The sequence below is a fragment of the Gordonia araii NBRC 100433 genome, from assembly GCF_000241265.1.
Classification (GTDB): Bacteria; Actinomycetota; Actinomycetes; order Mycobacteriales; family Mycobacteriaceae; genus Gordonia; species Gordonia araii.
In genome coordinates this window covers 1-24,488 of the sequence record NZ_BAEE01000057.1, presented here as the reverse complement: position 1 = coordinate 24,488, position 24,488 = coordinate 1, and the positions used below count along the sequence as shown (strand labels likewise).

26 protein-coding genes are annotated in these 24,488 nt (G+C 67.6%); 8 read left to right on the top strand and 18 right to left on the bottom strand.

From position 1 onward, the window contains the following. The 5 genes from GOARA_RS11645 to GOARA_RS11625 form a co-directional block, all read right to left on the bottom strand. Complete coding sequence (locus GOARA_RS11645; protein ID WP_007322577.1) at positions 1–1,599, bottom strand: acyl-CoA carboxylase subunit beta; 1,599 nt, start codon at positions 1,597–1,599, stop codon at positions 1–3. Continuing rightward, entirely contained in the window at positions 1,596–2,771 is a 1,176-nt protein-coding gene (locus tag GOARA_RS11640; protein ID WP_007322576.1) for an acyl-CoA dehydrogenase family protein, read from the bottom strand. Before GOARA_RS11640 ends, GOARA_RS11645 begins: the two co-directional genes overlap by 4 nt. Further along, a complete protein-coding gene (locus tag GOARA_RS11635) occupies positions 2,771–4,486 on the bottom strand; it encodes an acyclic terpene utilization AtuA family protein (RefSeq protein WP_007322575.1) in 1,716 nt (571 codons plus the stop codon). The genes GOARA_RS11640 and GOARA_RS11635 overlap by 1 nt, the downstream gene beginning before the upstream one ends. Then, positions 4,483–5,286, bottom strand: coding sequence for a TIGR03084 family metal-binding protein (locus tag GOARA_RS11630; RefSeq protein WP_040522949.1), 804 nt, complete (start codon positions 5,284–5,286; stop codon positions 4,483–4,485). The genes GOARA_RS11635 and GOARA_RS11630 overlap by 4 nt, the downstream gene beginning before the upstream one ends. Before the next feature lie 287 nt (positions 5,287–5,573). Next, positions 5,574–6,245, bottom strand: a complete 672-nt coding sequence (locus GOARA_RS11625) for an alpha/beta fold hydrolase (RefSeq protein ID WP_007322573.1) — start codon at positions 6,243–6,245, stop codon at positions 5,574–5,576. Positions 6,246–6,283: 38 nt separating this feature from the next. Here GOARA_RS11625 and GOARA_RS11620 point away from each other — a divergent pair, with 38 nt between their 5' ends. After that, on the top strand, positions 6,284–6,664 hold the full coding sequence (locus tag GOARA_RS11620; protein WP_007322572.1) for a hypothetical protein: 381 nt from the start codon (positions 6,284–6,286) through the stop codon (positions 6,662–6,664). A gap of 19 nt (positions 6,665–6,683) precedes the next feature. Here GOARA_RS11620 and GOARA_RS11615 read toward each other — a convergent pair whose 3' ends face one another. Genes GOARA_RS11615 through GOARA_RS11605 form a run of 3 tightly spaced genes read right to left on the bottom strand, consistent with a single transcriptional unit; the run spans position 6,684 to position 9,192 of the window. Further along, complete coding sequence (locus GOARA_RS11615) at positions 6,684–7,568, bottom strand: PaaI family thioesterase (protein WP_007322571.1); 885 nt, start codon at positions 7,566–7,568, stop codon at positions 6,684–6,686. Beyond that, a complete protein-coding gene (locus GOARA_RS11610; RefSeq protein WP_007322570.1) occupies positions 7,565–8,593 on the bottom strand; it encodes a hypothetical protein in 1,029 nt (342 codons plus the stop codon). The genes GOARA_RS11615 and GOARA_RS11610 overlap by 4 nt, the downstream gene beginning before the upstream one ends. Then, complete coding sequence (locus tag GOARA_RS11605) at positions 8,590–9,192, bottom strand: PadR family transcriptional regulator (RefSeq protein ID WP_007322569.1); 603 nt, start codon at positions 9,190–9,192, stop codon at positions 8,590–8,592. Before GOARA_RS11605 ends, GOARA_RS11610 begins: the two co-directional genes overlap by 4 nt. Positions 9,193–9,276: 84 nt before the next feature. Here GOARA_RS11605 and GOARA_RS11600 point away from each other — a divergent pair, with 84 nt between their 5' ends. Beyond that, complete coding sequence (locus tag GOARA_RS11600; protein WP_007322568.1) at positions 9,277–9,711, top strand: SgcJ/EcaC family oxidoreductase; 435 nt, start codon at positions 9,277–9,279, stop codon at positions 9,709–9,711. A gap of 193 nt (positions 9,712–9,904) precedes the next feature. On the opposite strand, the gene GOARA_RS11595 is transcribed toward GOARA_RS11600, so the two are convergent. From GOARA_RS11595 to GOARA_RS11560, 8 genes are all read right to left on the bottom strand, one after another. Continuing rightward, on the bottom strand, positions 9,905–10,765 hold the full coding sequence (locus GOARA_RS11595) for an SDR family NAD(P)-dependent oxidoreductase (protein WP_007322567.1): 861 nt from the start codon (positions 10,763–10,765) through the stop codon (positions 9,905–9,907). Between the two features lies 1 nt (position 10,766). After that, positions 10,767–12,029, bottom strand: a complete 1,263-nt coding sequence (locus GOARA_RS11590) for a hypothetical protein (RefSeq protein WP_007322566.1) — start codon at positions 12,027–12,029, stop codon at positions 10,767–10,769. Positions 12,030–12,034: 5 nt separating this feature from the next. Further along, positions 12,035–12,610, bottom strand: a complete 576-nt coding sequence (locus tag GOARA_RS11585) for a Cif family virulence factor (RefSeq protein ID WP_007322565.1) — start codon at positions 12,608–12,610, stop codon at positions 12,035–12,037. Positions 12,611–12,727: 117 nt separating this feature from the next. After that, complete coding sequence (locus GOARA_RS11580) at positions 12,728–12,919, bottom strand: ferredoxin (RefSeq protein ID WP_007322564.1); 192 nt, start codon at positions 12,917–12,919, stop codon at positions 12,728–12,730. A gap of 27 nt (positions 12,920–12,946) precedes the next feature. Beyond that, on the bottom strand, positions 12,947–14,317 hold the full coding sequence (locus GOARA_RS11575; protein WP_007322563.1) for a cytochrome P450: 1,371 nt from the start codon (positions 14,315–14,317) through the stop codon (positions 12,947–12,949). Between the two features lie 10 nt (positions 14,318–14,327). After that, the gene (locus GOARA_RS11570; protein WP_007322562.1) at positions 14,328–15,119 is read right to left on the bottom strand and encodes an SDR family oxidoreductase; all 792 of its coding nucleotides are present in this window, start codon (positions 15,117–15,119) and stop codon (positions 14,328–14,330) included. After that, complete coding sequence (locus GOARA_RS11565) at positions 15,119–16,381, bottom strand: cytochrome P450 (RefSeq protein WP_040522946.1); 1,263 nt, start codon at positions 16,379–16,381, stop codon at positions 15,119–15,121. Before GOARA_RS11565 ends, GOARA_RS11570 begins: the two co-directional genes overlap by 1 nt. Before the next feature lie 28 nt (positions 16,382–16,409). Then, positions 16,410–17,012: a TetR/AcrR family transcriptional regulator gene (locus GOARA_RS11560; RefSeq protein ID WP_007322560.1), complete on the bottom strand. Its 603-nt coding sequence runs from the start codon at positions 17,010–17,012 to the stop codon at positions 16,410–16,412. Between the two features lie 98 nt (positions 17,013–17,110). Between GOARA_RS11560 and GOARA_RS11555 the strand changes: the two genes are divergently transcribed. The 5 genes from GOARA_RS11555 to GOARA_RS11535 all read left to right on the top strand — a co-directional run bounded on the left by GOARA_RS11555 (position 17,111) and on the right by GOARA_RS11535 (position 22,311). Beyond that, positions 17,111–18,577: an aldehyde dehydrogenase gene (locus GOARA_RS11555; protein WP_007322559.1), complete on the top strand. Its 1,467-nt coding sequence runs from the start codon at positions 17,111–17,113 to the stop codon at positions 18,575–18,577. A 371-nt stretch (positions 18,578–18,948) separates the two neighbouring features. Beyond that, a complete protein-coding gene (locus tag GOARA_RS11550) occupies positions 18,949–19,686 on the top strand; it encodes an SDR family oxidoreductase (protein ID WP_007322558.1) in 738 nt (245 codons plus the stop codon). Next, positions 19,683–20,579, top strand: coding sequence for an NAD(P)-dependent oxidoreductase (locus GOARA_RS11545; RefSeq protein WP_007322557.1), 897 nt, complete (start codon positions 19,683–19,685; stop codon positions 20,577–20,579). The genes GOARA_RS11550 and GOARA_RS11545 overlap by 4 nt, the downstream gene beginning before the upstream one ends. After that, a complete protein-coding gene (locus GOARA_RS11540) occupies positions 20,576–20,974 on the top strand; it encodes a carboxymuconolactone decarboxylase family protein (protein WP_007322556.1) in 399 nt (132 codons plus the stop codon). Before GOARA_RS11545 ends, GOARA_RS11540 begins: the two co-directional genes overlap by 4 nt. 2 nt (positions 20,975–20,976) lie before the next feature. Next, on the top strand, positions 20,977–22,311 hold the full coding sequence (locus GOARA_RS11535) for an alpha/beta hydrolase domain-containing protein (protein WP_007322555.1): 1,335 nt from the start codon (positions 20,977–20,979) through the stop codon (positions 22,309–22,311). A 190-nt stretch (positions 22,312–22,501) separates the two neighbouring features. Here the strand turns inward: GOARA_RS11535 and GOARA_RS11530 are convergent, their stop codons facing one another. Continuing rightward, on the bottom strand, positions 22,502–22,840 hold the full coding sequence (locus GOARA_RS11530) for a lysophospholipid acyltransferase family protein (protein ID WP_211599502.1): 339 nt from the start codon (positions 22,838–22,840) through the stop codon (positions 22,502–22,504). Between the two features lie 148 nt (positions 22,841–22,988). Here GOARA_RS11530 and GOARA_RS11525 point away from each other — a divergent pair, with 148 nt between their 5' ends. After that, positions 22,989–23,957 carry an NAD-dependent epimerase/dehydratase family protein gene (locus GOARA_RS11525; RefSeq protein WP_245548421.1) on the top strand — a complete coding sequence of 323 codons (969 nt, stop codon included), beginning with the start codon at positions 22,989–22,991 and terminating at the stop codon, positions 23,955–23,957. Here GOARA_RS11525 and GOARA_RS19415 read toward each other — a convergent pair. After that, on the bottom strand, positions 23,954–24,274 hold the full coding sequence (locus GOARA_RS19415; protein ID WP_007322552.1) for a hypothetical protein: 321 nt from the start codon (positions 24,272–24,274) through the stop codon (positions 23,954–23,956). The two genes, GOARA_RS11525 and GOARA_RS19415, sit on opposite strands and share 4 nt — an antisense overlap. Positions 24,275–24,488: the final 214 nt, after the last annotated feature.

The following is a 24,488-nucleotide window of genomic DNA, read 5'->3' as shown; positions in this document are numbered from 1 at the left end:
TCACATCCGGAAGACGCCGTAGCCGTCGGCGCCGGAGACGTCGCCGTTGTGGATCGCCGAGAGGCACATGCCGAGCACCGAGCGCGTGTCGCGCGGGTCAATCACCCCGTCGTCGTAGAGCATTCCGCTAAGGAACGCCGGCAGCGATTCCTTCTCGATCTGCGCTTCGATCATCGCGCGCATCCCAGCGTCGGCCTCTTCGTCGACGGTCCCGCCGCGGGCTTCGGTGGCCGCACGGGAGACGATCGACACGACGCCAGCGAGCTGGGCGCCGCCCATGACGGCCGACTTCGCGCTCGGCCACGCGAACAGGAACCGCGGGTCGTAGGCGCGACCGCACATGCCATAGTGACCGGCGCCGTAGCTCGCGCCCATCAACAGCGAGATGTGCGGGACCTTCGAGTTGGACACCGCGTTGATCATCATCGAGCCGTGCTTGATGATGCCGCCGCGCTCGTACTCGGCGCCCACCATGTAGCCAGTGGTGTTGTGCAGGAACAACAGCGGGGTGTCGGACTGGTTGGCCAGCTGGATGAACTGGGTCGCCTTCTGCGACTCGGCCGAGAACAGCACGCCCTGCGCGTTCGCGAGAATGCCGATCGGGTAGCCGTGAATGTTCGCCCACCCGGTGCATAGCGAGTTCCCGTACTCCGGCTTGAACTCGTCGAAGTCGCTGTCGTCGACGATGCGGGCGATCACGTCGCGCGGGTTGAACGGAATCTTGAGGTCCGACGGCACGATGCCGAGGAGTTCCTCGGCGTCGTACCGCGGCTCGATCGACGCGCCGACCGGCCCCGGCCCCTTCTTGCGCCAGTTGAGGCGGGCGACGATGCGCCGGCCGATGCGCAGGGCGTCCTGCTCGTCGACGGCGAGATAGTCGGCGAGTCCGGATTCCCGCGCGTGCATGGTCGCACCGCCGAGGGTCTCGTCGTCGCTCTCCTCGCCGGTGGCCATCTTGACCAGCGGCGGGCCGCCGAGGAAGACCTTCGAGCGACCGTCGATCATCACGGTGTGGTCGCTCATCCCCGGGATGTACGCACCCCCGGCGGTCGAGTTGCCGAACACCAGCGCGATGGTCGGGATGCCCTCGGCGGACAGCCGGGTGATGTCGCGGAACATCTGCCCGCCCGGGACGAACACCTCTTTCTGGGTCGGCAGGTCGGCACCGCCCGATTCCACCAGTGCGATGCACGGCAGCCGGTTCTCGCGGGCAATGGCGTTGGCGCGCAAGCTCTTGCGCAGCGTCCACGGGTTCGACGTGCCGCCGCGGACGGTCGGGTCGTTGGCGACGATCATGCATTCGACGCCCTCGACGACGCCGATTCCGACGACCAGGGACGCGCCGACCTGGAAGTCGGAGCCCCAGGCCGCGAGCGGGCAGAGCTCGAGGAACGGGCTGTCCGGGTCGACGAGCATCTCGATGCGCTCGCGCGCCGTCATCTTGCCGCGCTTGCGGTGCCGCTCGACGTACTTCTCACCGCCGCCGGCGAGCGCCTTCTCGAACTCGGTGTGCAGCTCGGTGAGCTTCTCGAGCATCGCCGACGACGCTTCTTCGTAGGCCTCGCCGGTCGTGTCGAGCTTCGATTGCAGAACGGTCATGCCTGATACCCCAATCGTTTCGCGGCCAGTCCGGTCAGGATCTCCGTGGTGCCGCCGCCGATGCCGATGATGCGCATGTCGCGGTACTGGCGTTCGACCTCGGATTCGCGCATGTACCCCATGCCGCCGAAGAGCTGCACGGCCTTGTTCGCGACCCATTCGCCGGTCTCGACGGCCGTGTTCTTGGCGAAGCAGACCTCGGCGACCAGATCGGGTCCTCCCCCGGCCGCGTCGGCGGCGACCTTGGCCTCCACGACAGCCCGCGAGTAGGTTCGCGCGACGTCGATGCGTCGGGCCATTTCGGTGACCGAGTCCTGCACCGATTGCCGTGAGATCAGCGGGCGCCCGAACGTCTCCCGGTTGCGCACCCAGTCGAGCGTCAGATCCAGGCAGCGCTGGGCGGCCGCGTAGGCCTGCGTAGCCAGCACCGACCGTTCGGTCACGAAAGCCGCCGCGATCTGGGCGAATCCGGAGTTCTCGGGACCGACGAGGTTGCTGACCGGGACGCGCACGTCCTCATACGACAACTCGGCGGTGTCCGAGGCGAGCCAGCCCATCTTGTCGAGCTTGCGCGCCACGGTGAAGCCCGGTGTGCCCTTCTCCACGACGAGCAGCGAGACTCCGGCCGCACCGTCGCCGCCGGTGCGGACCGCGGTGACGACGAAGTCAGCGCGCACGGCCGACGTGATGAACGTCTTCGATCCGTTGACCACGTATTCATCGCCGTCGCGCACCGCCTTGGTGCGCAGATGCCCGACGTCGCTGCCGCCGCCGGGCTCGGTGATCGCGAGCGAGCCGATCTTCTCGCCGGCCAGCGTCGGCCGCACCCAGCGGTCGATCTGCTCCGGATCGCCCGCGGCGACCAGGTGCGGCAACGAGATCCCGTTGGTGAACAACGACGCCATCACGCCGCCGGACGTGCCGAGGTACAGCATTTCCTCGGCCATGATCGTGGCGTCGACCAGGTCGCCGCCAGATCCACCGACCTCTTCGGGGATGCCCAGACCGAACAGCCCGAGTTCGGCGGCGGCCAGGTGGGTCTCACGCGGAATGAGTCCGTCGCGCTCCCAGTCGTCCTGGTGGGGCAGGATGTGGCGCTTGGTGAAGTCGGCGACGGTGGCGCGCAGTTGTTGGCGCTCGGGGGAATCCCAGAGCGGCGAGGTGAACGGCATCAGTTCTCCTTGTCGGCGTTCGCGGGCAAGAACTTGGCGGGAATCGGGACCGGGCGCGAGCGGAGCCATTCGCCCAGACCTTTGGCTTGCGGATCGAAGCGCACCTGGTCGGCCACTCCGCGTCCGAGGACGCCCTCGATGACGAAGTTCACCGCGCGCAGGTTGGGCAGCGCGTAGCGGCGGATGGTCAGCTCGGCGACCTCCGGCAGCAGCTCGCGGACCAGGTCGGCGGTGAGAGTCTGGTCGAGCCAGGCGAACTCGTCGTCGGAACGGACCCAGACGCCGATGTTGGCGCTGCCGCCCTTGTCACCCGAGCGCGCACCGGCGATCCGGCCGAGCGGAGCAATCGTCGTCGGGCCGAAATCGGCGCCGGTGGGCGGGACGGAGTCCTCGTCGGCGGGGACGTCGCCCCGCTGCGACGACGGTTCGATCGCGACGGTGACGCCGTCGGGCTGAACGACCCGGTGCGGAACGAGCGCCGCGTCGACGTATCCCGGTTCGAAGACTCCGTAGGGAGCGGCATTTCCGGGCGGTGCCATGAGGGTGAAGCCCGGATAGCTCGCCAGCGCCAGCTCGACGACGGCCGACGAGAACGGGCGGCCGACCTTGTTCGGATCGGTATCGCGGGCGACGACGCGGAGCATCGCGCTCGCCTGTTCCTCGGTGGTGCCGTCCGGGCGGTCGGTGCGCGAGAGGTCGAAGCTCAGCTCGGCGGGAGTCTCCGGCAGCGCGGCCCTCAGCTGCTCTTCGAAGAGCGCCGCCTTCGCCTCGATATCGAGGCCGGTGAGCACCACGTCGACCTCGTTGCGCAGGCCGGCGAGGAAGTTCAGCGAGACCTTCACGTCGCGCGGCGGGTTCTCGCCGCGCACGTTGCGCACGGCGACCCTGTCGGGCGAGATCTGTTCCAGCTCAATCGAATCCAGGCGGGTGGTGACGTCCGGATTCAGGTAGCGCGGCCCGCCGACCTCGTAGAGCAACTGCGCCGTGACGGTGCCGACGGTGACGGCACCGCCCGTTCCGTCGTGCTTGGTGATGACCGACGATCCGTCGGCGCTGACCTCGGCGATCGGGAAGCCCAGGTGCCCCATCGGGATTTCGGTGAAGAAGGAGTAGTTGCCGCCGGTGGCCTGGGCTCCGCACTCGATGATGTGGCCGGCGACGACGGCGCCGGCGAGTTCGTCGAGGTTCTGGTAGTCCCAGTCGTAGGCGGCGGCCGCCGGTCCGACGGTGAGGGAGGCGTCGGTGACGCGGCCGGTGACGACGATGTCGGCACCGCGGTCGAGCGCCGTCTTGATGCCGAAGGCACCGAGGTAGGCGTTGGCCGTCAGCGGGTCTCCCAGTCCCAGCTTGGCCGCGTCTTTGACCAGGTCGTCGCCGCTGATGAACGCGACCTGGGCGTCGAGACCCAGCTTGTCGGCCAGTCCGCGGATCGCCACCGCCAGACCGTGCGGGTTGAGGCCGCCGGCGTTGCTGACGATCTTGACGCCCTTGTCGAGGGCGAGGCCGAGGCCGTCCTCGAGCTGACGGAGGAAAGTCTTGGCGTAGCCGAGCGACGGATCCTTCAAACGGTCGCGACCGAGGATGAGCATCGTCAGCTCGGCGAGGTAGTCACCGGTCAGATAGTCGAGTTCACCGCCTTCGAGCATCTCGCGCATGGCGGTGAAGCGGTCGCCGTAGAAGCCGGACATGTTGCCGATTCGGACGGTGTTCGTCACTGGTCGTCTCCCTGTTTCCCGGAGGGTTCCCGGCCCGATCCGGGCGGGCCGGCAAAGCACTGTGCGATCGTCACCCAGTCGGCCGCGTCGTCGCCGACAGTCGTGACGTCGAGGTCGGCGGGGTGGCGGCGCTGGGTCACCAGTTCGCAGAAGTCGAGGGCGGACCCGCGCACGATGTCGGACGCGTCTTCCGGGCCCCAGGTCCACAGCTCGCCGCTCGGCGCGGTGATCTCGTAGCGGAACGGCTCGGCCGGTGCTTGCCTGCCGTTCACCATGTAGGCGAAATCGCGGGTGCGGACACCGATATGGACGACGTGGCGCAGCCGGTCGGTGGGCTCGCGCACGACGCCGAGGGCGTCGGCGACGTCGAGCCCGTGGGCCCAGGTCTCCATCATCCGGGCGGTGGCCATCGACGCGGCCGACATCGGCGGGCCGAACCACGGGAGCTTCGTGCCGTCGGGCACCCCGCAGAGTGCGCCGCCGAGCTTGGCGCGGGTCTTGCGCCAGTCCGCGAGCAGGTCGGCGGGCGGACGGGCGGCTTCCTCGTCGGCGCCCGCGTCGACGAAGCCCATCGGGTCCTTGGCGGCCTCGGTGAGCAGCTCCTGGAACCCCTCGCCGTCCGTCACGGCGATGAGCGAGACGCGGTCGGTCCACAGGAGATGGCCGATCTGATGGGCGATGGTCCATCCCTCGGCGGGGGTGGAAGAGGCCCACTGTTCGGGTGACAGATCCGCGACGAGGTCGTCGAGGGCATCGCTTTCGGCCGAGAGGTCGGCCACGATCGCGGCTACGGCTGACATGTCTTCAGCGTCACACGGTCGCGCGAAAAAAGCAAGCACGCATGATTGTTTTATGGTGAGCGCCGGCGTCTCTATGGGTCTCGATACGCCATCTCGCCTAGCGGCTCGACGGCACTCGACCACCGTATGAGCGCCGCCTGGTCTCGATACGCTCGCCTGGTCTCGATACGCTCGCCTGGTCTCGATACGCTCGCCTGGTCTCGATACGCCATCTCGCCTAGCGGCTCGACGGCACTCGACCACCGTGGAAACGCCGAGTGGGCACCTCACCTACGCCGAGTGGGCACCTACCGCATCAACAGCTCGGCGACGGCGGTCGGCTGGGTCAGCGCGGCGAGGTGTCCGCCCGGCACGGTCTCGACGTCGATGCCCAGGCGTTCGCCCACGACCCTGCGCTGGAAGTCCAACGGGAAGAGGCGATCGTCGCGAGCGGCGATGAACCGCGTCGGTACGTCGGGCCACGCGTCCAGCGGCCACGGATCGTCGAACGGCCGCTCGGACTGGTCCGGCTGCGGCGCGGCCTGTGCTTCGGCGAGCAGATCGGGATCGGCGTCGTGGAAGAAGATCTCCCACGGATCGAAGGGCGCGTCCGGGTCACGCCCCTCGTCGACGGCCATCTGCCGTGCTGCATCGCCCTGCCCGGTGTTGGACCACCAGTCCCCGCCCGTCTCCCCCGGTCGCGGCGTCATGGCGTTGAGCAGGACGATGCCCTCCACGTCGAGCCGGTCGACGGTCAACGGCGCGCTCAGCCCGCCCATCGACTGGGCGACGAGGACAACCGGACCCGGAGGTGCCGCCGCGACGATGTGGTCCGCGTACACCGCCAACCCGGCAGTGTCATCGGTCGCCGGCAGATCCACCGCCACCGCGTCGTGCCCCGGCGCAACGAGTTCGGGAACCAGTCGATGGAAGTACCACGCCTGCCCGCCGGCACCCGGGACCAGCACGAATGAAGTCACCGCTCCAGCCTATGCTCCAGACCCAATAATCTGACGGGATGACGACCAAGATCAGAACGTCCGCTGTCCTGCTGATGCTGCTCGGCGGGCTGATGTTCGTCGTGGGTCTGGTACTCACGCTGTGGCTCTTGTACTTGGCCTCCGAGGAGGAGAGCCGAAGCGACATCCGATGCGAAAGTTCTGTCGGAGTCACCGACGGCACCACGACGATGACGTGCACCAGCCGAACGCCCGCCACTACCTACGGCCCGGAGCGCCAGCACGGGCAGATCACCCTCACCGTCGGCGTGACGATCGCCGGCGCGCTGCTGTTCACCGCCGGCTACCTCAAAGACCCGTTGGAAATCCCGGCCGCGCCCGCTGGTCAGCCCTACCCGCCGGGCCGCGCAACTCCGTCCACACTGCCGCACGCCAGATAGGCGGCCGATCGGCGCCGGCTCAGCCCGAGAGATCACACCTCGCGTCGGCGGTCGCTCGCGCGAGAAGAGTCCCGTCGGCGGCGCGCAGTTCGACGTCGACGGTCGACAGTCGCCGCCCCAGCTTCGCCGGCGTCGCCGTGGCGGTGACCGGCTGGCCGTCGACCGCCGGTGAACGCAGGAAGGCGACGGTGAAATCGACGAGCTGGTACCCGGTGCCCGCCCGCATATTCGCGGCAACGCCGAGCGACGCCGCCTGCGCGACGATCGTGCCGATGATCCCGCCGTGCATCGTGCCGAAGAAGTTGCCCATCCACGCGACCGCCGGAACAGCGAATCGCAGCGCCTCGGGATTCGGGTCGACGATCGTGCCGCCCAGCAGCTCGGCGAGAGGACCGATGCGCAGACCACCGTCGGCGATCGCCGCAACGATGTCGGCGCCGCTGAACGCCGGGTCGATCGGCGGCGGCAACTCCGCCTCGTCGGGTGCGGGCAGCGTCTCGCCGACCACGACCTCGGACTCCCCGATGACGGCTCGCCCGACGCGGACGCTGCGGGCGAATCCGCTGGCCACCGCGTCTTCGCCGCGCACGATGTCGACCCGGGTGGATCCCAGCCCCTCGTCGGACATGGTCAGCCGGCTGTCGCCGCGCAGGACGTCGGTGCGGGCCGGTCGAGCACCCGACGAGACGGTCAGCCGCGCCTGCAGCGACGACGTCGTCCGGTCGGCGAGCGCGAACGGCAACCCGCCGAGATCGTCGAAGAGGACCATCAGCGCCGGCAGGTCCACGAGCCCCCGGTGATCGACGACCCGAGTGCCGAGCGGTTGCGTCATCGTGATCGGATCCACGTCGGGAACAATGCGGATCGCGAACGCGTCGAACGCGTTCTTCGGCTCGTACGTCACGAGGCCTTCCCGTCGAGGATCGCGACGACCTCCGGCGACTCGAAGAACGGCGCGAGCTGTTCGCGGACGATGCGTTCCAGTTCGCCCGACTGCTTGACCGCGTCGAACAACCGCGGCGCGCCCTGGACCGCGTACGACACCAGGTCGTCGCGAGTGATGTCGAGTTCGTCGAGCAGGTCGGCGGCCGGGTAGTCGCCGTACACGGTGAAGAAGCCGTCGATCAGCGCATCGACGAGCTTGAGCGCGGGCTCGGACACGGCTCCGGCGATGGCGACGTCCTGTCCCAGACCGCCGATGCGCTTCGCGTCGTCGAGTGTGATGACCTTGTCGAGCCGTCCGATCGGTTTGTCGGCATAGAGGTCGAACACTTCGAGGATCGCCGACCGCGTCGACGGGTCTTTCATCGTCGCGACGATGATCTTGTTGAGGCGCCCCATGGCGAACTCCGCGCCCTTGGCCGCGGTGTCGCTGAACATCGCCTCGAACTGCTCGCCGGTCTTGCCGATCGCTTTACCCGCCGCCTTCGTGCCGAACGAGACGAGCGAACCGACTCCGGGGATCTTCTCGGCCACCGCCCGGTTGCCCGCCAGGACGTCGTTGACGATGCGGCCGACGAACCGCGATGCGATCGCCGCCGTCATCGGACTGTGCGTCAGGTCGTCGAGGACACTCTCCAGCAGCGGCGTCAACGCCAGGACCTCGTCGGTGATGCGCTCGACGTTGTCTCGGTCGATGACCTCGCGCAGGGTGTAGGTCCCGGCCGGGTTGGACATCACGACTTCGGCGCTGTGCTCGACCAACGTCGACGCGGCGGTGCTGGGCGGCACGTTCTTGGCGATCATGCGCGCGAAGGACTTCACCATTTCCGGATCCGCCAGCGCGCTGATCGTGGCGTTCTCGGCGACGGCGAGCACGTCGTCGACGGCTTGCGTGGCCAGTTCGGGTAGTTCGTCGCCGGTGAGGCGGTGGATCGTCCAGGCGACCTGCGCGTCGAGCAGCGCCTGGGCAACTGATTCGGTTGTCATAGATCTGAGGATAGGGGGCCGCTGGGCACCCAGGGCAGTTCACCGGATTCGAGTCGCCCGGACAGGTCGGTGACCCACGCTTTCTCGGCCCGCAATTGGTCGCACTCGTACTCGGCCTCGATCAGCAGGATCGGCGGCAGACCCCCCGCCTCGGCCAGCTCGGATTCCTTCACCGCGAGATCGGATGCCAGAGCGGCGATTCGGGCCCGCAACGCCAGCAGCGCGTCGTCTCGGGACAGGATGCCGAGGAAGGACAGCGCCGCGACGGTGAGCGTGCGATCGGGCTGCGGTGTCGCCAGCAGCTTGGCGACGCGGCGCCGGCCCTCCGCGCGCCCGGCGTCGGTCAGCGCGAACACCGTCCGCTCCGGGCGGCCGCCGTCCTGCTCCGAGCCGATCGGTTCGATGAGGTGACCGCGTTGCAGCCGCTGCACCGCGTGGTAGATGCTGCGCGGCGCTCCGGTGACGAAGTCCTTGCGGGTCTGCACCACGAAACGGTGGATGTCGTACGGGTGCCGCGGCCCGAGCGTGAGGAGAGCCAGGACGGCGAGCGCGGGAAGATCCCGCTCCTCGCGGCTCAGGCCGCGCTCGTCGGTGGTCACGCACGAGAGTCTACGAGGCTTGACAGCGATTAGTGCACCGCGCCATATTAGATATGGCAACTTGCACTATTGAAAGGACGGCTGATGGAACCACAGATACCGGCCGGAATCGGCGAATCGCTCGAACGGATGCGCGCGGCGTGGGACGCCGGCGACCCCGGCGCGTATGCCGCCGAGTTCACCGACGACGCGACCTACGTCATCTTCATCGGCACCCTCACCGTCGGCCGCGAGGCGATTCGCGACGACCACGTTCCGCTGTTCGAGCGGTGGCAGAAGGGCAGCAAGATGTCGCTGAAGGTCGTCGACGTGAAGCAGCTCGGCCCCGACGTCGCGATCGTCGTCACCGAGGGCGGCATAGGCAAGGGCTCCCGCATCAAGCTCGACAAGGTGCAGACCTACGTCTTCGTGCGCGAACCCGATCGCTGGCGCTGCGCCGCCTTCCAGAACACCAAGCGCAAGCGCCTGTTCGCCGCGATCAACGAGAGCGAGAAGAAGCGCCTGGCCCGCAAGGCGTAGGTCTCGATACACCCGACTCGCAAGCTCGTCGGGCACTCGACCACCCAAGTAACACCCGACCACCCGATTGACACCCGACCACCTGATTGACACCCGACCACCTACGGAGCGCGCGACATTCGGTGGTCGAGTGGCTTCGAGGCGCTAGCCGAGAAGCCGTATCGAGACCTCGCAAGCCGAACGCGCCAATCCCCTACGCCAGCAGGTTCGCCAGCTCCGCGAGACTGTAGGGCGCGGAATCCTTGAAGTCGCGGTAGGCGATGAACGACGGCTGCGCCGGTTCGTAGCGTCCGATGAAACCGCCTGCAGCACTGAAGATCTGGCCGGTGACCCCCGACGCCGCTTCGCTGGCCAGGAAGACGTAGAGCGGCGCGACATACTCGGGCGGCGCCGGATCCAGCGCGGCGTCACGCAACCCGTCGTCGAGAATCCCCCGCTCGTGCAAACCCTCGATGTGGCGTACGTAGTCGTCGCCGGTGGACAACCTCGACCGCGCACCGGGCAGAACCGCGTTGACGCGCACCCCGGACGGCCGCAGGTCGGCGGCCGCCGCCAGCGTCAGCGCGGTCACACCGCCCTTGCCCGCCGGATAGCCGCTGCCGCCGAACATCCCGTACGACGCGGCAGAACCGGTCAGGACGATCGACCCCGCCCCCTGCTCGACCATCACCCGACCGGCAGCCTGAGTCAGAGCGAACGCGCTCATCAGATGCGCGTCGATCTGCTGCTCGAACTGCTCGCGCGTGATGGACAGGACCGACGAACCAGCCGGTTCCGCGATGCCCGCACAGTTGATCGCGACATCGAGAGCGCCGAACCGGTCGAGCGCGGTCGCGACCATCTCCTCGGCAACCTCCGACGCCGGGCCGACGACGCCCACGGCCGCTCCCCCGCCGCCCACGATTTCGTCGACGGCCGCGTCCACGGCCCGCGCGTCGCGCCCGTTCACGACGACCGACGCCCCGGCCCCCGACAACGCATACGCCACGGCGAGGCCGATGCCCCGCGTCGCACCGGCTACGACGGCGACCCGACCGCCCAGGCTGTTCTCCACCTCAGCCCACCGGCGTGATCGGAATGGCGCGCCCGCGGTTGGTGAACTCGAAGGTCGAACCGGTCGAGAACCGCACGATCGCCACCTCGCCGGGCTCCTTGCCCGGCTCCCCCCGGGCGATGTCGACGACCAACTCGCGCTCGTCGAGCGAAACGGAGACGACGCCCCACCGCGCGTCGACGCAGCGCACCATCGCGTCGAGCGGAGCGGTGCACTCCGGACCGAGCAGATCCATCCACCCGCCGTCGCCGATCGCAGGCGAATCCTGCGGGATCCGGATGCGCACCCCGTCGCCGGCTTCCTCGACCACCACACCGGTGTACTGCCTCGGTCCGAGGATCGGGTGCGCTCGCAGGACGGTGACCAGGTCAGATGCGCTGTCCCCCAACGACAGTGCGTCGCGCAAACGTTCCGACGTCATACCGGCGATGCCGATCAGCTGCTTGCCGGTGATCTCGCGCGCCTGCTCGTCGCCGGCCCTGCGCAGCACCGACAACCGGAACCCGATGGCCAGCAGATGATGTTGCAGCGCCACCTCTTCGGCGAGGCGGACCAGCGCCGTGTGAGCGAAGTCGCCGAACACCAGATCCTCGACCAGATCGCCCCGGTAGTCGACGTGACCGTCGGTCGCGGACTGATCGATAGGACTCAACTCGACGGTGGCGGCGGCCGTTTCGAGCATCGGGACGGTGAACTCCGGGAGCGGGAGTTCTTCGCGATCGGGCTCGATGGTCACGGTCCACTCGCAATGCGGGTGCCGATCGGCGGGCACGCGCGGCGGTCGGTGTACCGGACGGATACGGGCCCGGCGGTTCGTCGCGATCGCCGTCGCGTCGAATGTCGGGTCCTCGATGTCGTGGCACATGGACGTGACGTAGTCCTCGCCCATCGGTTCGACATCGACGAGCGCGCCGCAATGGTTGAGGATGAATCCCCCGTGGTACTTGTCGTGCACCACGTAGCGGAAGTCCATGAACTGCGGCGGCGCACCGATGTCGAGCTGCAGGCACTTGAACATGTCGACCACGCCGTCGCCGTCGATGCCCAGCGCCGCCCGCATCCGTCCGGTGTAGACCGGGCTCGCCGCCATCCATTCCTCGATGGCGATCTGGGTCATTACCTCGCGGCCGAACGCGGAAATCAGGTGGGCCATGCCGCTGCGGTCGATCAGCTGCCCCGAGAGCAGCAGCTCGGGCAACAGCGTCGCCAGCTGCGACGACGAGAAGTCGGTGTAGGCCGATTCGCGACGGGCTGTGTCGGTCATCGGATTCACCAGAACGGGACGGGCGCGGTGCCGAAGTCGTACCAGCCGGGCAGGTTCCCCGGAGCGGCCTTCTCCACCCGCGCGAGCATGCCGTCGCTCATCGCCTTATCGGTCATCATCTCGATGAACAACGCGCTGACGTTGCCGTAGTCGAAGAAGTCGCGCTGCCAAGCGAATTGGAAGTCGCCCCCGTACTTGAACCAGCTGCCCTGGATGCCGGTGAGCGCATAGTTCGAGCCGTCGGCGCGCTTGCCCTCGTACACCTGCTTCCACAGGCCGATCATGTCGCCGGTCTTCTCGTCGATGACCCAGGTCTGGTACGGGTAGGTCCACCCTTCCAGCCCTTCCATCTCCTGCCCGAGCGCGATCTCTCGGATCTCGTCACGACCGACGGCCATGAAATCCTTTTTCGGACCGTAGTTCCAGCCGTAGGTGGCGTCTTCGGTGTAGAAGTCCGCCAGCGGCTTCCAGTCGCCCGCTTCCTCTGCCTCGATGTTGGCCTTGAGCCAGCGTTCCTTCATGTCCTCCAGTTCGGCGCGGTCGAACGGGCCGAGACTGGTAGCGGCGGTGATGTCGGTCATCTGTGTTCCTTCGGTTGTGTTGGTATTTCGGTTTGCGATGGTCTCGATACACCGTCTCGGCTGGCGCCTCGACGGCACTCGACCTCCCAGGGTCTCGACACGACCACCTACACGACCTCAGTCTTCGACGATCCGAAGAGCTTGGGTCGGGCAGTAGCGGACGGCGGCCTCGACTGCGGGCCGCAGCGATTCGTCGGGCTCCTTGTCGAGAATTTCCACGTAGTCGCGATGCGCCTCGAAGACCTCGGGGGCCTCCATCTCGCACATGCCGTGGCCCTGGCACAGGTCCAGGTCGACTTCGATTCGCATGGCTCCTCCTTTGACCAGTCCGGGTGTCTACGCGGTCGCGCGACGGCGGTAGCGCACTCGGCAGGGCTGGGCCAGCTGGACGACCATCTTCGAGTGGTCGTTGTGATACGACTCCGGGTCCTGCGCCAGCTCGAACTCATAGTTCTGCAGCAGCACCGAGAAGATCGCCTTGATCTGCATCATCGCGAACTGCGCGCCGACGCAGCGATGACGTCCGGCACCGAACGGAATCCACGTCCAGCGATTGATGATGTCGTCTTGGCGCGGATCGATGTAGCGGTGCGGGTCGAAAGCATCCGCGTCGGGAAAGTCCTCGGGCAGCCGGTTGTTGACCGCCGGGGACACCGCGATCAACTGACCGGCTTTCACCAGCGAGCCCTCGATCTCGAAGTCTTCCCGGACCAGGCGCATGAGAATGATCAGCGGCGGGTGCAGGCGCAGCGTCTCCTTGATGCCGGCCTCCAGCAGCGGGATCTGGCGCATCGCCGCGAACGAGTACTCCGGCTTCCCTTCGCCCTTGTCCTCGTAGATGTCGTCGAGCTCGGCGACGACGTCGGCCATGAAGTCCGGATGGCGCAGCAACTCCAGCAGCGTCCACGCCGACGTTCCCTGCGTGGTGTGGTGCCCGGCGAACATCATCGAGATGAACATGCCGGTCACCGTGTCCGCGCTGAACATCGGGGAACCGTCCTCGTTCTTCAGCGACACGAGTACGTCGAGCAGATCGCGATCCTCCTTGTCGGCCGGCGGGTTGGCCTCGTAGTCCTCCAGCACCTCCGACATGAACTCGACCAACTCGGCACGCGCGGCGTCGCGCCGGCGGAAGCTCTCAATGTCGGCGTTGTAGTCGACGTACGCGTAGGGGTCGGTGCCGCGCTCGAGGTCGTGGTAGATCTCGGAGATCCGCTTGGACAGGCGCTCGCGGAACTTTTTGCCGATCAGGCAGGACGACGACGTGTACAGGGTCAGCTCGCCGAACCACTCCAGCAGATCGATCTCGCCCTCGTCGCCCCAGTCGGCGATCATCCGCTCCACTTCCAGCGGGATCGTCACGGCGTGCTGCTTCATGTGGGCGCCCTTGAGCGCCTGGTTGTGCAGTGCCTTCGACCGTTCCTCCGGACTGGTGTCGAACACCACGCCCTCGCCGAAGACCGGCGTCATGAACGGGTAGGCGGCGGCTTGGTCGAGGAGTTCGTCGGGCGCCCGAAAAAACTCCTCGTTCGCGGTCGCACCCGAGACCAGCACGACCTCGCGCCCGGCGAGCTGGAACATGCCGACATCGCCGCACTCGCGTCGCACACGCCAGAACAATTCGATGGGGTCGGCGGACATCTCGTCGAGATGACCGTGCTCGCCGTCACCGCCGGACACCCGTTTGGGCAGTGTTTGGGTAGTCATGATGGGCCTTTCACTTCTCGGACTGAGATTTGGTGAGCTTGCCTTCGGCCTCGACCTCGACGACGCGCATGTGCGCGCCGGGGGGCATGGCGACGATGGCTTCGATGGCCTGGGCCAGGTTCTCCGGCGCCAGGAAGTTGCCGTGGCGGGCGAGGCCGAAGGAAATCCAGTCCTCCAGCATCGCCGTGGTCTGTTCCTGGTCGAGGTTCATACCCATTCCGGTGATGGTCTGACCGGGCCGGATGATGCTCGCGCGTACGCCGGTTCCTTCCAGTTCCATCTGCACGGTCGCCACCAGACCGTCGACACCGGTCTTGGCGGCGACATAGGCGGACGACCAGGGCCGGGGGTGGACGGCGACATCGGAGCCGATGAACACGAAGTCGCCGCGGCGACGCGCGATCATGCCGGGCACGATCGCCCGGTAGAGGCGGAAGGCGCCGACGAGGTGGATGTCGATCTGCTCGGCCCACTTGTCGACGGAGATCTCGTGCGCCCTCCCGATGCCCAGATCACCGGCACCGGCGATCGCGACCTCGATTGGGCCCCAATCGGATTCGGCGGTGCGCACCGCATCGAGCACCGAATCGTCGTCGGTCACGTCGAGGGCGACGGCCATGGCCTCGCCACCGTCGGCGATGATCGCCTCCGCGATCTCCTTGCACTTCTCGACGCGGCGGGCACCGAGGACCACCGGGTAGCCGGCGGCGCCCAGCCAACGGGCGGTGGCTTCGCCGATCCCCGACGAGGCACCGGCGACGAACACCGGTCGACGGTCGGGGTGGGGCTGGAACTTCGCCATCAGCGGGCCTGCACTTTCATCGGGAGATTGGCGAAACCGCGGACGTTGACCGAGTGGACTCGCACGGCGCGGTCGAGGTCGAGTTCGTAGTCGCGCACGCTGCGCGCCACCTCGTCGAGCCCGATGTTGGACTCCAGCCGCGCCAAGTGCGCGCCCAGGCAGAAGTGGGTGCCGATACCGAAGCTCATCAGATTCTGTCCGACGTCGCGGCCGAGGATGTACTCGTCCGCGTCGTCGCCGAACACCTCGACATCGCGGTTGGCCGAGCCGACGAGCAGGAGGACGCGGTGCTCGGCGGGGATCACCGTGCCGCCGTACTCGACGTCCTCGACGACACGGCGCAGCACCATCTGCGTCGAGTTGTCGTAGCGCAGCGTTTCCTCAGTCCACAGCGGCACGATGTCCGGGTCGGCCAGAACCCGGTCGAGCTGGCCGCGGTTCTGGTGTGCCCAGTAGACGGCGTTGGCCAGGAGCTTCGTCGTGGTCTCGTTGCCCGCGACGACCATGAGGAACATGAAACCGACGATGTCGTCGTCGGCGAGCTTCACGTTCTCACCGGTCTCCGTATCGACGATCTCCGCGTCGAGCAGTGCCGAGACGAGGTCCTCACCGGGGTTCTTGCGACGGTCGGCGAGGAGATCGGTGTAGTAGGTGTAGAGGCCAAGGAAGGCGTGGACGGCGGTCTCGGGGATGTCGAGGACGCCCTCCTCGCGGTGGATGAGCAGGTCGGACTGCTCGCGCAGGTAGGCGCGGTCGGCGACCGGGACGCCGAGCAGTTCGCTCACCACATCCATCGGCAGCTTGCCCGCGAAGTCCGTGACGTAGTCGAACTCGCCCATCTCCAGGCACTTGTTCCAGTGGGACTTGGTAAGCGCGCGAATGCTCTCGGCGAGTTCGTTGACGCGGCGCGGGGTGAAGCCCTTGGAGACGAGCTTGCGAATGCGCATGTGTTTCGGGTCGTCCATCGCCAGGAAGGACATCGACTTGGACGCATCGGGGCCGTAGGCACTCGGGTCCATCGATACGCCCCAGGCGTTCGAGAGGGCGACGCTGTCGCGGAACGCGTTGCGCACATCCTCGTGCCGCGAGAGCGCCCAGAAATCGAGGGTCGCGTTGTAGTAGACCGGCGCCTCGGCGCGCAATCGCGCGTATGTCGGATACGGGTCCTCGTGGAAGTCATAGGCGTACGGGTCGAACGGCAGTCGCTGTTCCATCCCCGCGATGGTGGTACTCACGGATGCTCCTTGGGGGCTGAATCTCATTGGGGGCAGTGGGTGTTCGATTGGTCTGCTAGCGGCCGTCGCCGGGCATCACGAGCAGCGCGGCCTCGGTCAGACGGTCGGCGGTGTCCTCGTAGGACATGTGGCCCATCCCGGCGTGGACGAGGCCGCCGGCATACAGCATTTCCAGCGCTTCGACGACGGGTCCGGGGTTCTCCGGGTCGACGTCGAGTGCGGCGGCGAGCTGGCGGCGAATGAATCCGCCGATGCGCAGCCGCAGGTGCTCGACATCCGGGTCCGTGCCCAACAGGGCGACGGTCACGGCGCCGCCCAGGTCGCCGTCCCCGGTGACGACGAGCGCGACCGAACGCAGCAACGCGATGACGCGCTCGGTGGGCGTCTTGGCCATGTCGGGCTCGGGGACCCCCTCGGCCAGCCGGCGCCAGAACACCTCGGCAACGAGGTGACTCTTGGAGCTGAAGTAGGTGTACGCCGTCGCCGGCGCGACCCCGGCGAGCTTGGCCACCGACCGCACCGTCAGGCCGTCGAAACCGTCGGTGCGGAGCACGTCGACGGCCGCGTCGGTGAGTTTGGCAACCGTCTCCGCCTGCTGCGCCGAGAGGCGTCGACGGGTGGATTCCTGGGAAACCGAAATAGGCACCGGTGTGGACATGTGAGCCACGCTACACTATGTTTGAACTTGCGTCTAGACACTTGTCCAGACGGCGGCCCAGCCGCCGAGTATCCGACCCCTCGACTAGGGAGAACGTCATGGCATTGCGCCCCGAAACCAGCTCAGAGCTGCTGATCGACGGGAAGCTCGTCCCCGGTTCACGCGGCACCTTCGAAGTCGTCAACCCGGCGACCGAGGAGGTGATCGGCAACGCCGCCGACGCCGGTCCCGACGATCTCGACGCTGCGATCGGCGCGGCGCGGCGCGCGTTCGACACCACCGATTGGTCCCGCGACCACGCGTTCCGCGCGAAGTGTCTGCGGCAGCTGCGCGATGCCCTGCTGACCCACAGCGCGGAGTTCCGCGCGCTGGCGACCGAGGAGATCGGCTGCCCGAGCTTCCTCACCGGCGGCCCGCAGTTCGAGGGGCCGGTCAACGATCTCGGCTACTTCGCCGATCTCGCCGAGAACTACGAGTGGACCCGGCCGCTCGGCGAGGCCAAGCCCATGGGGATCCCGAACGTGCGGGAGGTGCGCTACGAGGCGGCCGGGGTCGTAGGGGCGATCACCCCGTGGAACTTCCCCCACCAGATCAACTTCGCCAAGATCGGCCCGGCGTTGGCCGCCGGCTGCACGGTCGTCCTCAAGCCCGCTCCCGATACGCCGTGGGCGGCGGCGCTAGTCGGCAAGGTCGTCGCCGAGGAGACCGATTTCCCGCCCGGCGTGCTCAACGTGATCACGTCGTCCGACCACGCGCTCGGCGAGCAACTCGTCGTCGACCCCCGCGTCGACATCGTCTCCTTCACCGGCTCCACCGACACCGGCCGCAAGGTCATGGCGTCGGCCTCGCAGAACCTGACCAAGGTGTTCCTCGAACTCGGCGGCAAATCGGCGTTCATCGTCCTCGACGACGCCGACCTCGCCGGCGCTTGCTCGATGGCCGCGTTCAACGTCGTCACCCACGCCGGGCAGGGCTGCGCGATCACCACTCGTCTGGTGGTGCCGCGCGAGAAGCTCGACGACGCGATCGCCGCGACCCGCGACGCCATGGCCGGACTGCCCGCCGACGATCCGTCGAAGCCGGGCACGATCTGCGGCCCGCTGATCTCGGCCAAGCAGCGCGAGCGCGTGGAGAGTTACATCCAGCTCGCGAAGGACGAGGGCGGCAAGATCGAGATCGGTGGCGGTCGGCCCGCGGGCAAGGACAAGGGCTTCTTCGTCGAGCCGACGCTCATCTCCGGCCTCGACAATTCGGCACGCGTCGCCCAGGAGGAGATCTTCGGCCCGGTGCTGGTCGTCATTCCGCACGACGGCGACGACGACGCCATCCGCATCGCCAACGACTCGCCGTACGGGCTGTCGGGAATGGTCTACGGCACCGACGAGGAGCGGATCAAGCATGTGGTCGACGGGGTGCGCACCGGGACGATGGGCGTCAACGGCGGCATCTGGTACGCCGCCGATGTCCCCTTCGGCGGCTACAAGCAGTCCGGCATCGGCCGCGAGATGGGCGTGGCCGGGTTCGAGGAGTACCTCGAGTCCAAAGCCGTCGCGAGGCCGGCGTGATCGCCGTGGTCGCGTCGACGACGTCGCCTCGCCGTGGTCTCGATACACCCGACTCGCAAGCTCGTCGGGCACTCGACCACCGAATTGCCAGGTGGTCGAGATTGCCAGGTGGCCGAGATTGCCAGGTGGTCGAGATTGCCAGGTGGTCGAGATTGCCAGGTGGTCGAGCGAATCGTCCCCCTGGGTGGTCGAGTGAATCACGAGCGCAGCGAGGGATTCGTATCGAGACCAACAGCACGCAGTGGTCGAGCGCATCGTCCCCCTGGGTGGTCGAGTGAATCACGAGCGCAGCGAGGGATTCGTATCGAGACCACCGCAACCCGACCCGACCCGACCACCCATTGACAACCACCAATAGATAGGAAAACCCCATGAGCTCAGGACGTTTCGACGGAAAGACCATCATCGTCACCGGCGCGGCCGGTGGTATCGGCGAGGGCTACGCCCGCGGGCTGGCCGAGGAGGGGGCGAACGTCGTCGTCGCCGACCTCAACGACGAGGCCGGTGAGAAGGTCGCCGCCGACATCGGCGGCCTCTACGTGCACACCGACGTCTCCGACCCCGAATCCGCCGAAGCACTCGCGGCAGCCACGGTCGAGCGCTACGGCAACATCAACGGCCTGGTGAACAACGCCGCCATCTACGGCGGGATGAAGCTCGACTTCCTGATCACCGTCCCGTGGGACTACTACAAGAAGTTCATGAGTGTGAACCTCGACGGTGCGCTCGCCGTGACGCGTGCCGTCTACCCGCACATGAAGGACGGCGGCTCCATCGTCAACCAGTCGTCGACCGCCGCCTATCTCTACAGCGGCTTCTACGGCCTGGCGAAGGCGGGAATCAACAACCTCACATTCCAGCTCGCAACGGAGCTGGGCGGCAACAACATTCGCGTCAACGCGATTGCCCCCGGCCCCACCGACACCGAGGCCACCCGCACCACCACGCCGATCGAGATGGTCGAGGACATGGTGAAGCAGTTGCCGCTCAAGCGCTTCGGCAAGCCCGAGGATCACGTCGGCATGTGCAAGTTCCTGCTGTCCGACGAGGCCAACTGGATCACCGGCCAGATCTTCAACGTCGACGGCGGGCAGGTCTACCGGCCATGAGCGAGGACTCAACCGTTCACCTCGGCTACATCGGCCTGGGCAACATCGGTGGTCCGATGGCCGCGCGCCTGGCCGTATGGCCCGGCGGGCTCACCGTCTTCGACCTCTCCGGCGACGCGGTCGCCAAGCTCGTCGGCGCCGGTGCGGCCCAGGCGGATTCGGTCGCCGCGCTCGCCGAGCGGGCCGACATCATCGGCATCTGCGTCGTCACCGACGAGCAGGTCCGCTCCGTCGTCGGCGAACTCCTCACGACGGCGAAGCCCGGCACGATCATCACCGTCCATTCGACGATCGGCCCGGAGACCGCGATCGACCTGGCGGCGACCTGCGCCGAGAAGGACGTGCATCTGCTCGACGCACCGATCTCCGGTGGGGCTCCAGGGGCCGAGCAGGGCCGGTTGGCAATCATGATCGGCGGACCGCGGGCGGCGTACGACCGGGTCAAACAACCGTTCAAACTCGCCGGCGACATGGTGGTGCACGCGGGCGACGACGTCGGCGCCGGCACGCGGATGAAGCTGGCGCGCAATCTGTTGCACTTCATCTCGTTCACGGCGACCACCGAGGCGTCGCGACTGGCCGAGGCGGCGGGCATCGACCTGGTGAAGCTCGGCAAGGTCGTGCGCCACACGGACGCGATCACCGGCGGAGCCGGGGCGATCATGCTGCGCGACACGACCGCCCCCATCGAGCCCGACGACTTCTGGCACGGCGTCTTCACCCACGTGGTCAACTTGGGCGAGAAGGACCTCGACCTGGCGCTGGCACTCGGCCGCCGGCTCGACGTCGACCTGCCGTTGGGCACGATCGCCCGCGCCAACCTGGCCGCGGGCCTCGGCATCGTCGAGAACCCGGGCGACGTACACACCGAAGACAAGGGAGAGCAAGCATGAGTTCAGGAACGGCCGTCGGCGGCGAAGGCACCCCGCAGCGCAAGCGGGGCGTGGACAAGATGTCGGAGGTCTACGGCTGGGAGATGTCGGACGGACCGGGTCTGCATTTCGCGCACACCGCCGACCAGCTGTTCGCCGAGGTCTGGACTCGAGAGGGCCTGTCGAATCGGGATCGGCGGCTGCTACTGCTCGGCCTGCTGGCCGGGAACGGCCACACCGACGTCGCGGAGATCCAGGCGGGCGCGGCGCTGGGCAATTCCGAACTCACGCCTGAGCAACTGGAGGAGATCGCACTGTTCCTCTGCTACTACGCCGGATGGCCGGTGGGTACCAAGATGAACACCGTCTTCGGCACGGCCATCAAGAACTGGCGCAAAGCGCAGAAACAACAGTGAACGTGGAGTTCGCCGAGCTCACCGGTGGCGGCGGCCACTCGCTGATGAGCGCGACGCCGGGGCCCGACTTGGCGGCACACGGCTACACCGAGACCGAGTACGCGGCCAAGGGTGTCGTGCCCGGGCTCAGCCCGGACGGTGCCGCACCGCCGGCCGCGTTCACCACCCGGATCCTCGTCCGCCGCCCCGCTGCGCCCGAAAAGTTCAGCGGCACGCTGGTCGTCGAGTGGCTCAACGTCAGCAGTGGCGCGGACGCCGCTCCCGAATACACCTATGTCGCCGGCGAACTCGTGCGCGCCGGGCATGCCTGGGCTGGAGTCTCCGCGCAGTACACCGGGGTCGAAGGCGGCACCGGTTCCGTCGGCGTCGACACCGGTCCGAGCGGGCTCGCGGCCAAAGACCCGCAGCGCTACGCCGGGATGCACCATCCCGGTGACGCCTACTGCTACGACATCTTCGCCGCGGTCGGGGCGGCCCTGCGCAACGGGGGCGGGCCGCTCGCCGGACTCGGCGTCGACCGTGCGCTCGCCGTCGGCGAGTCGCAGTCCGCCATGGCCCTGACGACCTACGTGCGGTCGTTCGCCGCCGCGCACCAAGTGTTCGACGGGTACCTGATCCACAGTCGCGCTGTGGCCGGCTTGCCACTCGGCGAGGTGGGCGCACCGGCCGACATCGCCGAGGCTTTCGACGGTCCACCTGCCACGATCCCGGACATCGGAACGCCGGTATTCATCGTGCAGACCGAGACCGACGTCCTCACCAACTTCCGGTTCGTTCTCGCGCGCCAACCCGATACCGATCTCCTGCGCATCTGGGAGGTGGCCGGGTCCTCGCATGCCGATCTGGCGCAGATCGGCCCGTTCGAGGAATACCTCGGCTGTCCCGATCCGGTGAACCGCGGTCAGCAACGCTTCGTATTGCGGGCCGCCCTGCGGCATCTGGATTCGTGGGCGCGCGGCGGGCCTCCCCCGCCGATCGCCGAGCCGCTGAAGGTCGTTGGTGGCGACTCCGATGAGCTATCGTTCGCCGTCGACGACGTCGGCAATGTCGTCGGCGGGGTCCGCACACCGTGCGTCGACGTACCGACCCAGGTGTTGAGCGGCGTTGTGTCCGAACCGGTTTCGCGAATATGCCTGCTGTTCGGATCGACGAAGCCGATTCCCGACGACGCGCTGGCGGCCCGGTACGGGTCGTCGAGGGAGTACCTGACCGCCTATGCCGCGGCCACCGACACCGCGATCAGCGCGGGCTTCGCCTTGGCCGAGGATCGCGACGAGATCCTCGCCGACGCGAATCGTTATCTCCTGCCCGAATCCGTCGCCGCCGACCACGACTAGCAGCCTGGCATCGTCGGGTCACCAGGTCTCGATACACCGGCCTCGCAAGCTCGGGCGGCACTCGACCACCGATGTTGCAGGCGGTCGAGTGCCGGTGAGGCACCAGCCGAACCGGCGTATCGAGACCTACCCGTTTCGGTGGTCGAGTGCCCGACGAGCCCGCGAGTCGGGTGTATCGAGACCCGCCTCTTCAGGGCCGCTCGGATAGGAACTGGTCGGTCAACTCGCGGACCGTACCGGAGAACACGTGCGCGACATGACCGCCGGGATACCACTCGTCGTCGCCGAACTCCTCGGCGAACGCGACCGCGAGGAGCGGAACGTCGTAGGCCATCAGCCCGCCGGAGTGGTTGCTGACCAGCAGAACTCCCCCGTCGGGCACCTTGTCCATGCCGCGGACTTCCGAGCGGAAGTACGACTTGGCGATCGTGCGCAGCAGCGGGAGCACCCGGGCCACCCACGCGGGATCCCATCGGGCTCCCGGCGCCGACGACTCCGGCTTGTCGATGACCATGGCTGTCACTCTCACTCACCCCGCGTATCGCGAATATCCGCCCCCGGCCTGGACTTTTCCGGCAGAATTAGAACGTGTTCTAGTCAATATTAGAACACGTTCTAGTTTTGTGACAAGCCCCAGGTGAGACCGGGTGCGCGAAGGGAGGGACACCATGCGGGTCATGATCACCGGCGCCACCGGGTTCGTCGGCGGCTGGACCGCGCGGGCCGTACATGAGCGAGGGCACGACATTCGCTTCCTCGTCCGCAATCCGGACAAGTTGGCGCGCACCGCCGCCTTCTTCGGTTTCGACGCTTCTGACCTGGTCGTCGGCGACATCACCGACGCGGCGACGGTCGCGAAAGCGCTCGACGGGTGCGACGCGGTCGTCCACGCCGCAGCCGAGGTCGCACTGCACGGCACCGACGCCGAGGGTGAAGAAGCGCTCGTCCGGCGTAACACCGACGGCGCCCGCAACGTGATCGGGCGAGCCGTCGAGGCGGGCATCGACCCGATCGTGCACGTGTCGAGCTGTGCGGTGCTGTGGACCCCGACCGACGCCGTGTTGCACGAGGGCCTTCCGGTGACGGGCGGCGCCGGAGCGTACGGACGGGCCAAGACGGCGATCGAGGAGTACGTGCGAGCTCTCCAAGACGACGGGGCGCCGATCGCCATCACCTACCCGGCGGGCGTAGCAGGCCCCGCTGCAGCCGGCCATCTCGGCGAGGCCGGCGACGCGCTGTACACCCTGGCCGCCGTCGGGGTGCTCGGCCGCACCGCCGGCCTCACGCTGGTCGACGTGCGCGACCTCGCCGACCTGCACGCGCGATTGCTCGAACCGGGGCGCGGCGCGCGCCGAGTCGTGGCCGGCGGACACCGAATCAGCGGCGCACGGCTCGCGGAAGCGCTGAGCGATGCGTCGGGCAAACGGGTGCGCTACCTGCCGATCCCCAACACGGCGTTGATCGGCCTGGGTGCGCTTGCCGACCGCTTTCCGACACACGTTCCGGCCAAGCTGGGCCAGCTCAGCGAGACTGCGGCGCAGTACCTGCTCTACCCGCCGAACCCGGACAACAGCGTCGCCGAAGCACTGGGCGTGACGTTCCGGCCGGTGACCGAGACGATCGGCGACGTCTTCGGTTCGTCTTAGTTCTTGCCCTTGAGGACCATTCCGGCGATTGCGGCGAGGATGCCGCCGCCGACGCCACCGCCGACGCCCGAACTGAGAACCTGGACCAGCGTGTTCACGCTGTCGCCGCTCAGCAAGGCGCCGATACCGCCACCGGCGAGCAGGCCGCCGAGACCGCCCGCGACGCTGTTGCCCGTCGATCCGAGGCTGTTCTTCGCGCCCGCGCATTGCCGCCGAGCACTCCGCCGATCACGCCCGGCAGAAGCGATTCCAGACCAAACATAATGCCTCCTGAAGTTGTTGCGCAGTACCCGCGGCGGGTGTGCGATATCGGACATTACCGACTTAGTTGCATGGTGAAGTACTTATCGCGGAATTGTTCCCATATCCGTATCCGGTCGCGCACGCCTTCCTCGACGACCGAATAGTCACGCGAATAGCCTGGAATCGTGTGTACCGATGACGTGATGCCCGAACCCTTTTCACCCGCCGACGCTGACGCCGTGCGACGACGTTGGGAAGCCCTCGGCCTGCCCGGACTGATCGATATTC

Coding starts and splice junctions, on each gene's coding strand:
- GOARA_RS11585 (WP_007322565.1), bottom strand. CDS start 12,610: ATGACCGACATCACCGCCGCTACCAGTCTCGGCCCGTTCGACCGCGCC.
- GOARA_RS11570 (WP_007322562.1), bottom strand. CDS start 15,119: ATGGCGAAGTTCCAGCCCCACCCCGACCGTCGACCGGTGTTCGTCGCC.
- GOARA_RS11590 (WP_007322566.1), bottom strand. CDS start 12,029: ATGACCGACACAGCCCGTCGCGAATCGGCCTACACCGACTTCTCGTCG.
- GOARA_RS11630 (WP_040522949.1), bottom strand. CDS start 5,286: ATGTCAGCCGTAGCCGCGATCGTGGCCGACCTCTCGGCCGAAAGCGAT.
- GOARA_RS11555 (WP_007322559.1), top strand. CDS start 17,111: ATGGCATTGCGCCCCGAAACCAGCTCAGAGCTGCTGATCGACGGGAAG.
- GOARA_RS11545 (WP_007322557.1), top strand. CDS start 19,683: ATGAGCGAGGACTCAACCGTTCACCTCGGCTACATCGGCCTGGGCAAC.
- GOARA_RS11640 (WP_007322576.1), bottom strand. CDS start 2,771: ATGCCGTTCACCTCGCCGCTCTGGGATTCCCCCGAGCGCCAACAACTG.
- GOARA_RS11620 (WP_007322572.1), top strand. CDS start 6,284: ATGACGACCAAGATCAGAACGTCCGCTGTCCTGCTGATGCTGCTCGGC.
- GOARA_RS19415 (WP_007322552.1), bottom strand. CDS start 24,274: ATGTCCGATATCGCACACCCGCCGCGGGTACTGCGCAACAACTTCAGG.
- GOARA_RS11600 (WP_007322568.1), top strand. CDS start 9,277: ATGGAACCACAGATACCGGCCGGAATCGGCGAATCGCTCGAACGGATG.
- GOARA_RS11525 (WP_245548421.1), top strand. CDS start 22,989: ATGATCACCGGCGCCACCGGGTTCGTCGGCGGCTGGACCGCGCGGGCC.
- GOARA_RS11550 (WP_007322558.1), top strand. CDS start 18,949: ATGAGCTCAGGACGTTTCGACGGAAAGACCATCATCGTCACCGGCGCG.
- GOARA_RS11610 (WP_007322570.1), bottom strand. CDS start 8,593: ATGACAACCGAATCAGTTGCCCAGGCGCTGCTCGACGCGCAGGTCGCC.
- GOARA_RS11565 (WP_040522946.1), bottom strand. CDS start 16,381: ATGAGATTCAGCCCCCAAGGAGCATCCGTGAGTACCACCATCGCGGGG.
- GOARA_RS11575 (WP_007322563.1), bottom strand. CDS start 14,317: ATGACTACCCAAACACTGCCCAAACGGGTGTCCGGCGGTGACGGCGAG.
- GOARA_RS11580 (WP_007322564.1), bottom strand. CDS start 12,919: ATGCGAATCGAAGTCGACCTGGACCTGTGCCAGGGCCACGGCATGTGC.
- GOARA_RS11540 (WP_007322556.1), top strand. CDS start 20,576: ATGAGTTCAGGAACGGCCGTCGGCGGCGAAGGCACCCCGCAGCGCAAG.
- GOARA_RS11560 (WP_007322560.1), bottom strand. CDS start 17,012: ATGTCCACACCGGTGCCTATTTCGGTTTCCCAGGAATCCACCCGTCGA.
- GOARA_RS11645 (WP_007322577.1), bottom strand. CDS start 1,599: ATGACCGTTCTGCAATCGAAGCTCGACACGACCGGCGAGGCCTACGAA.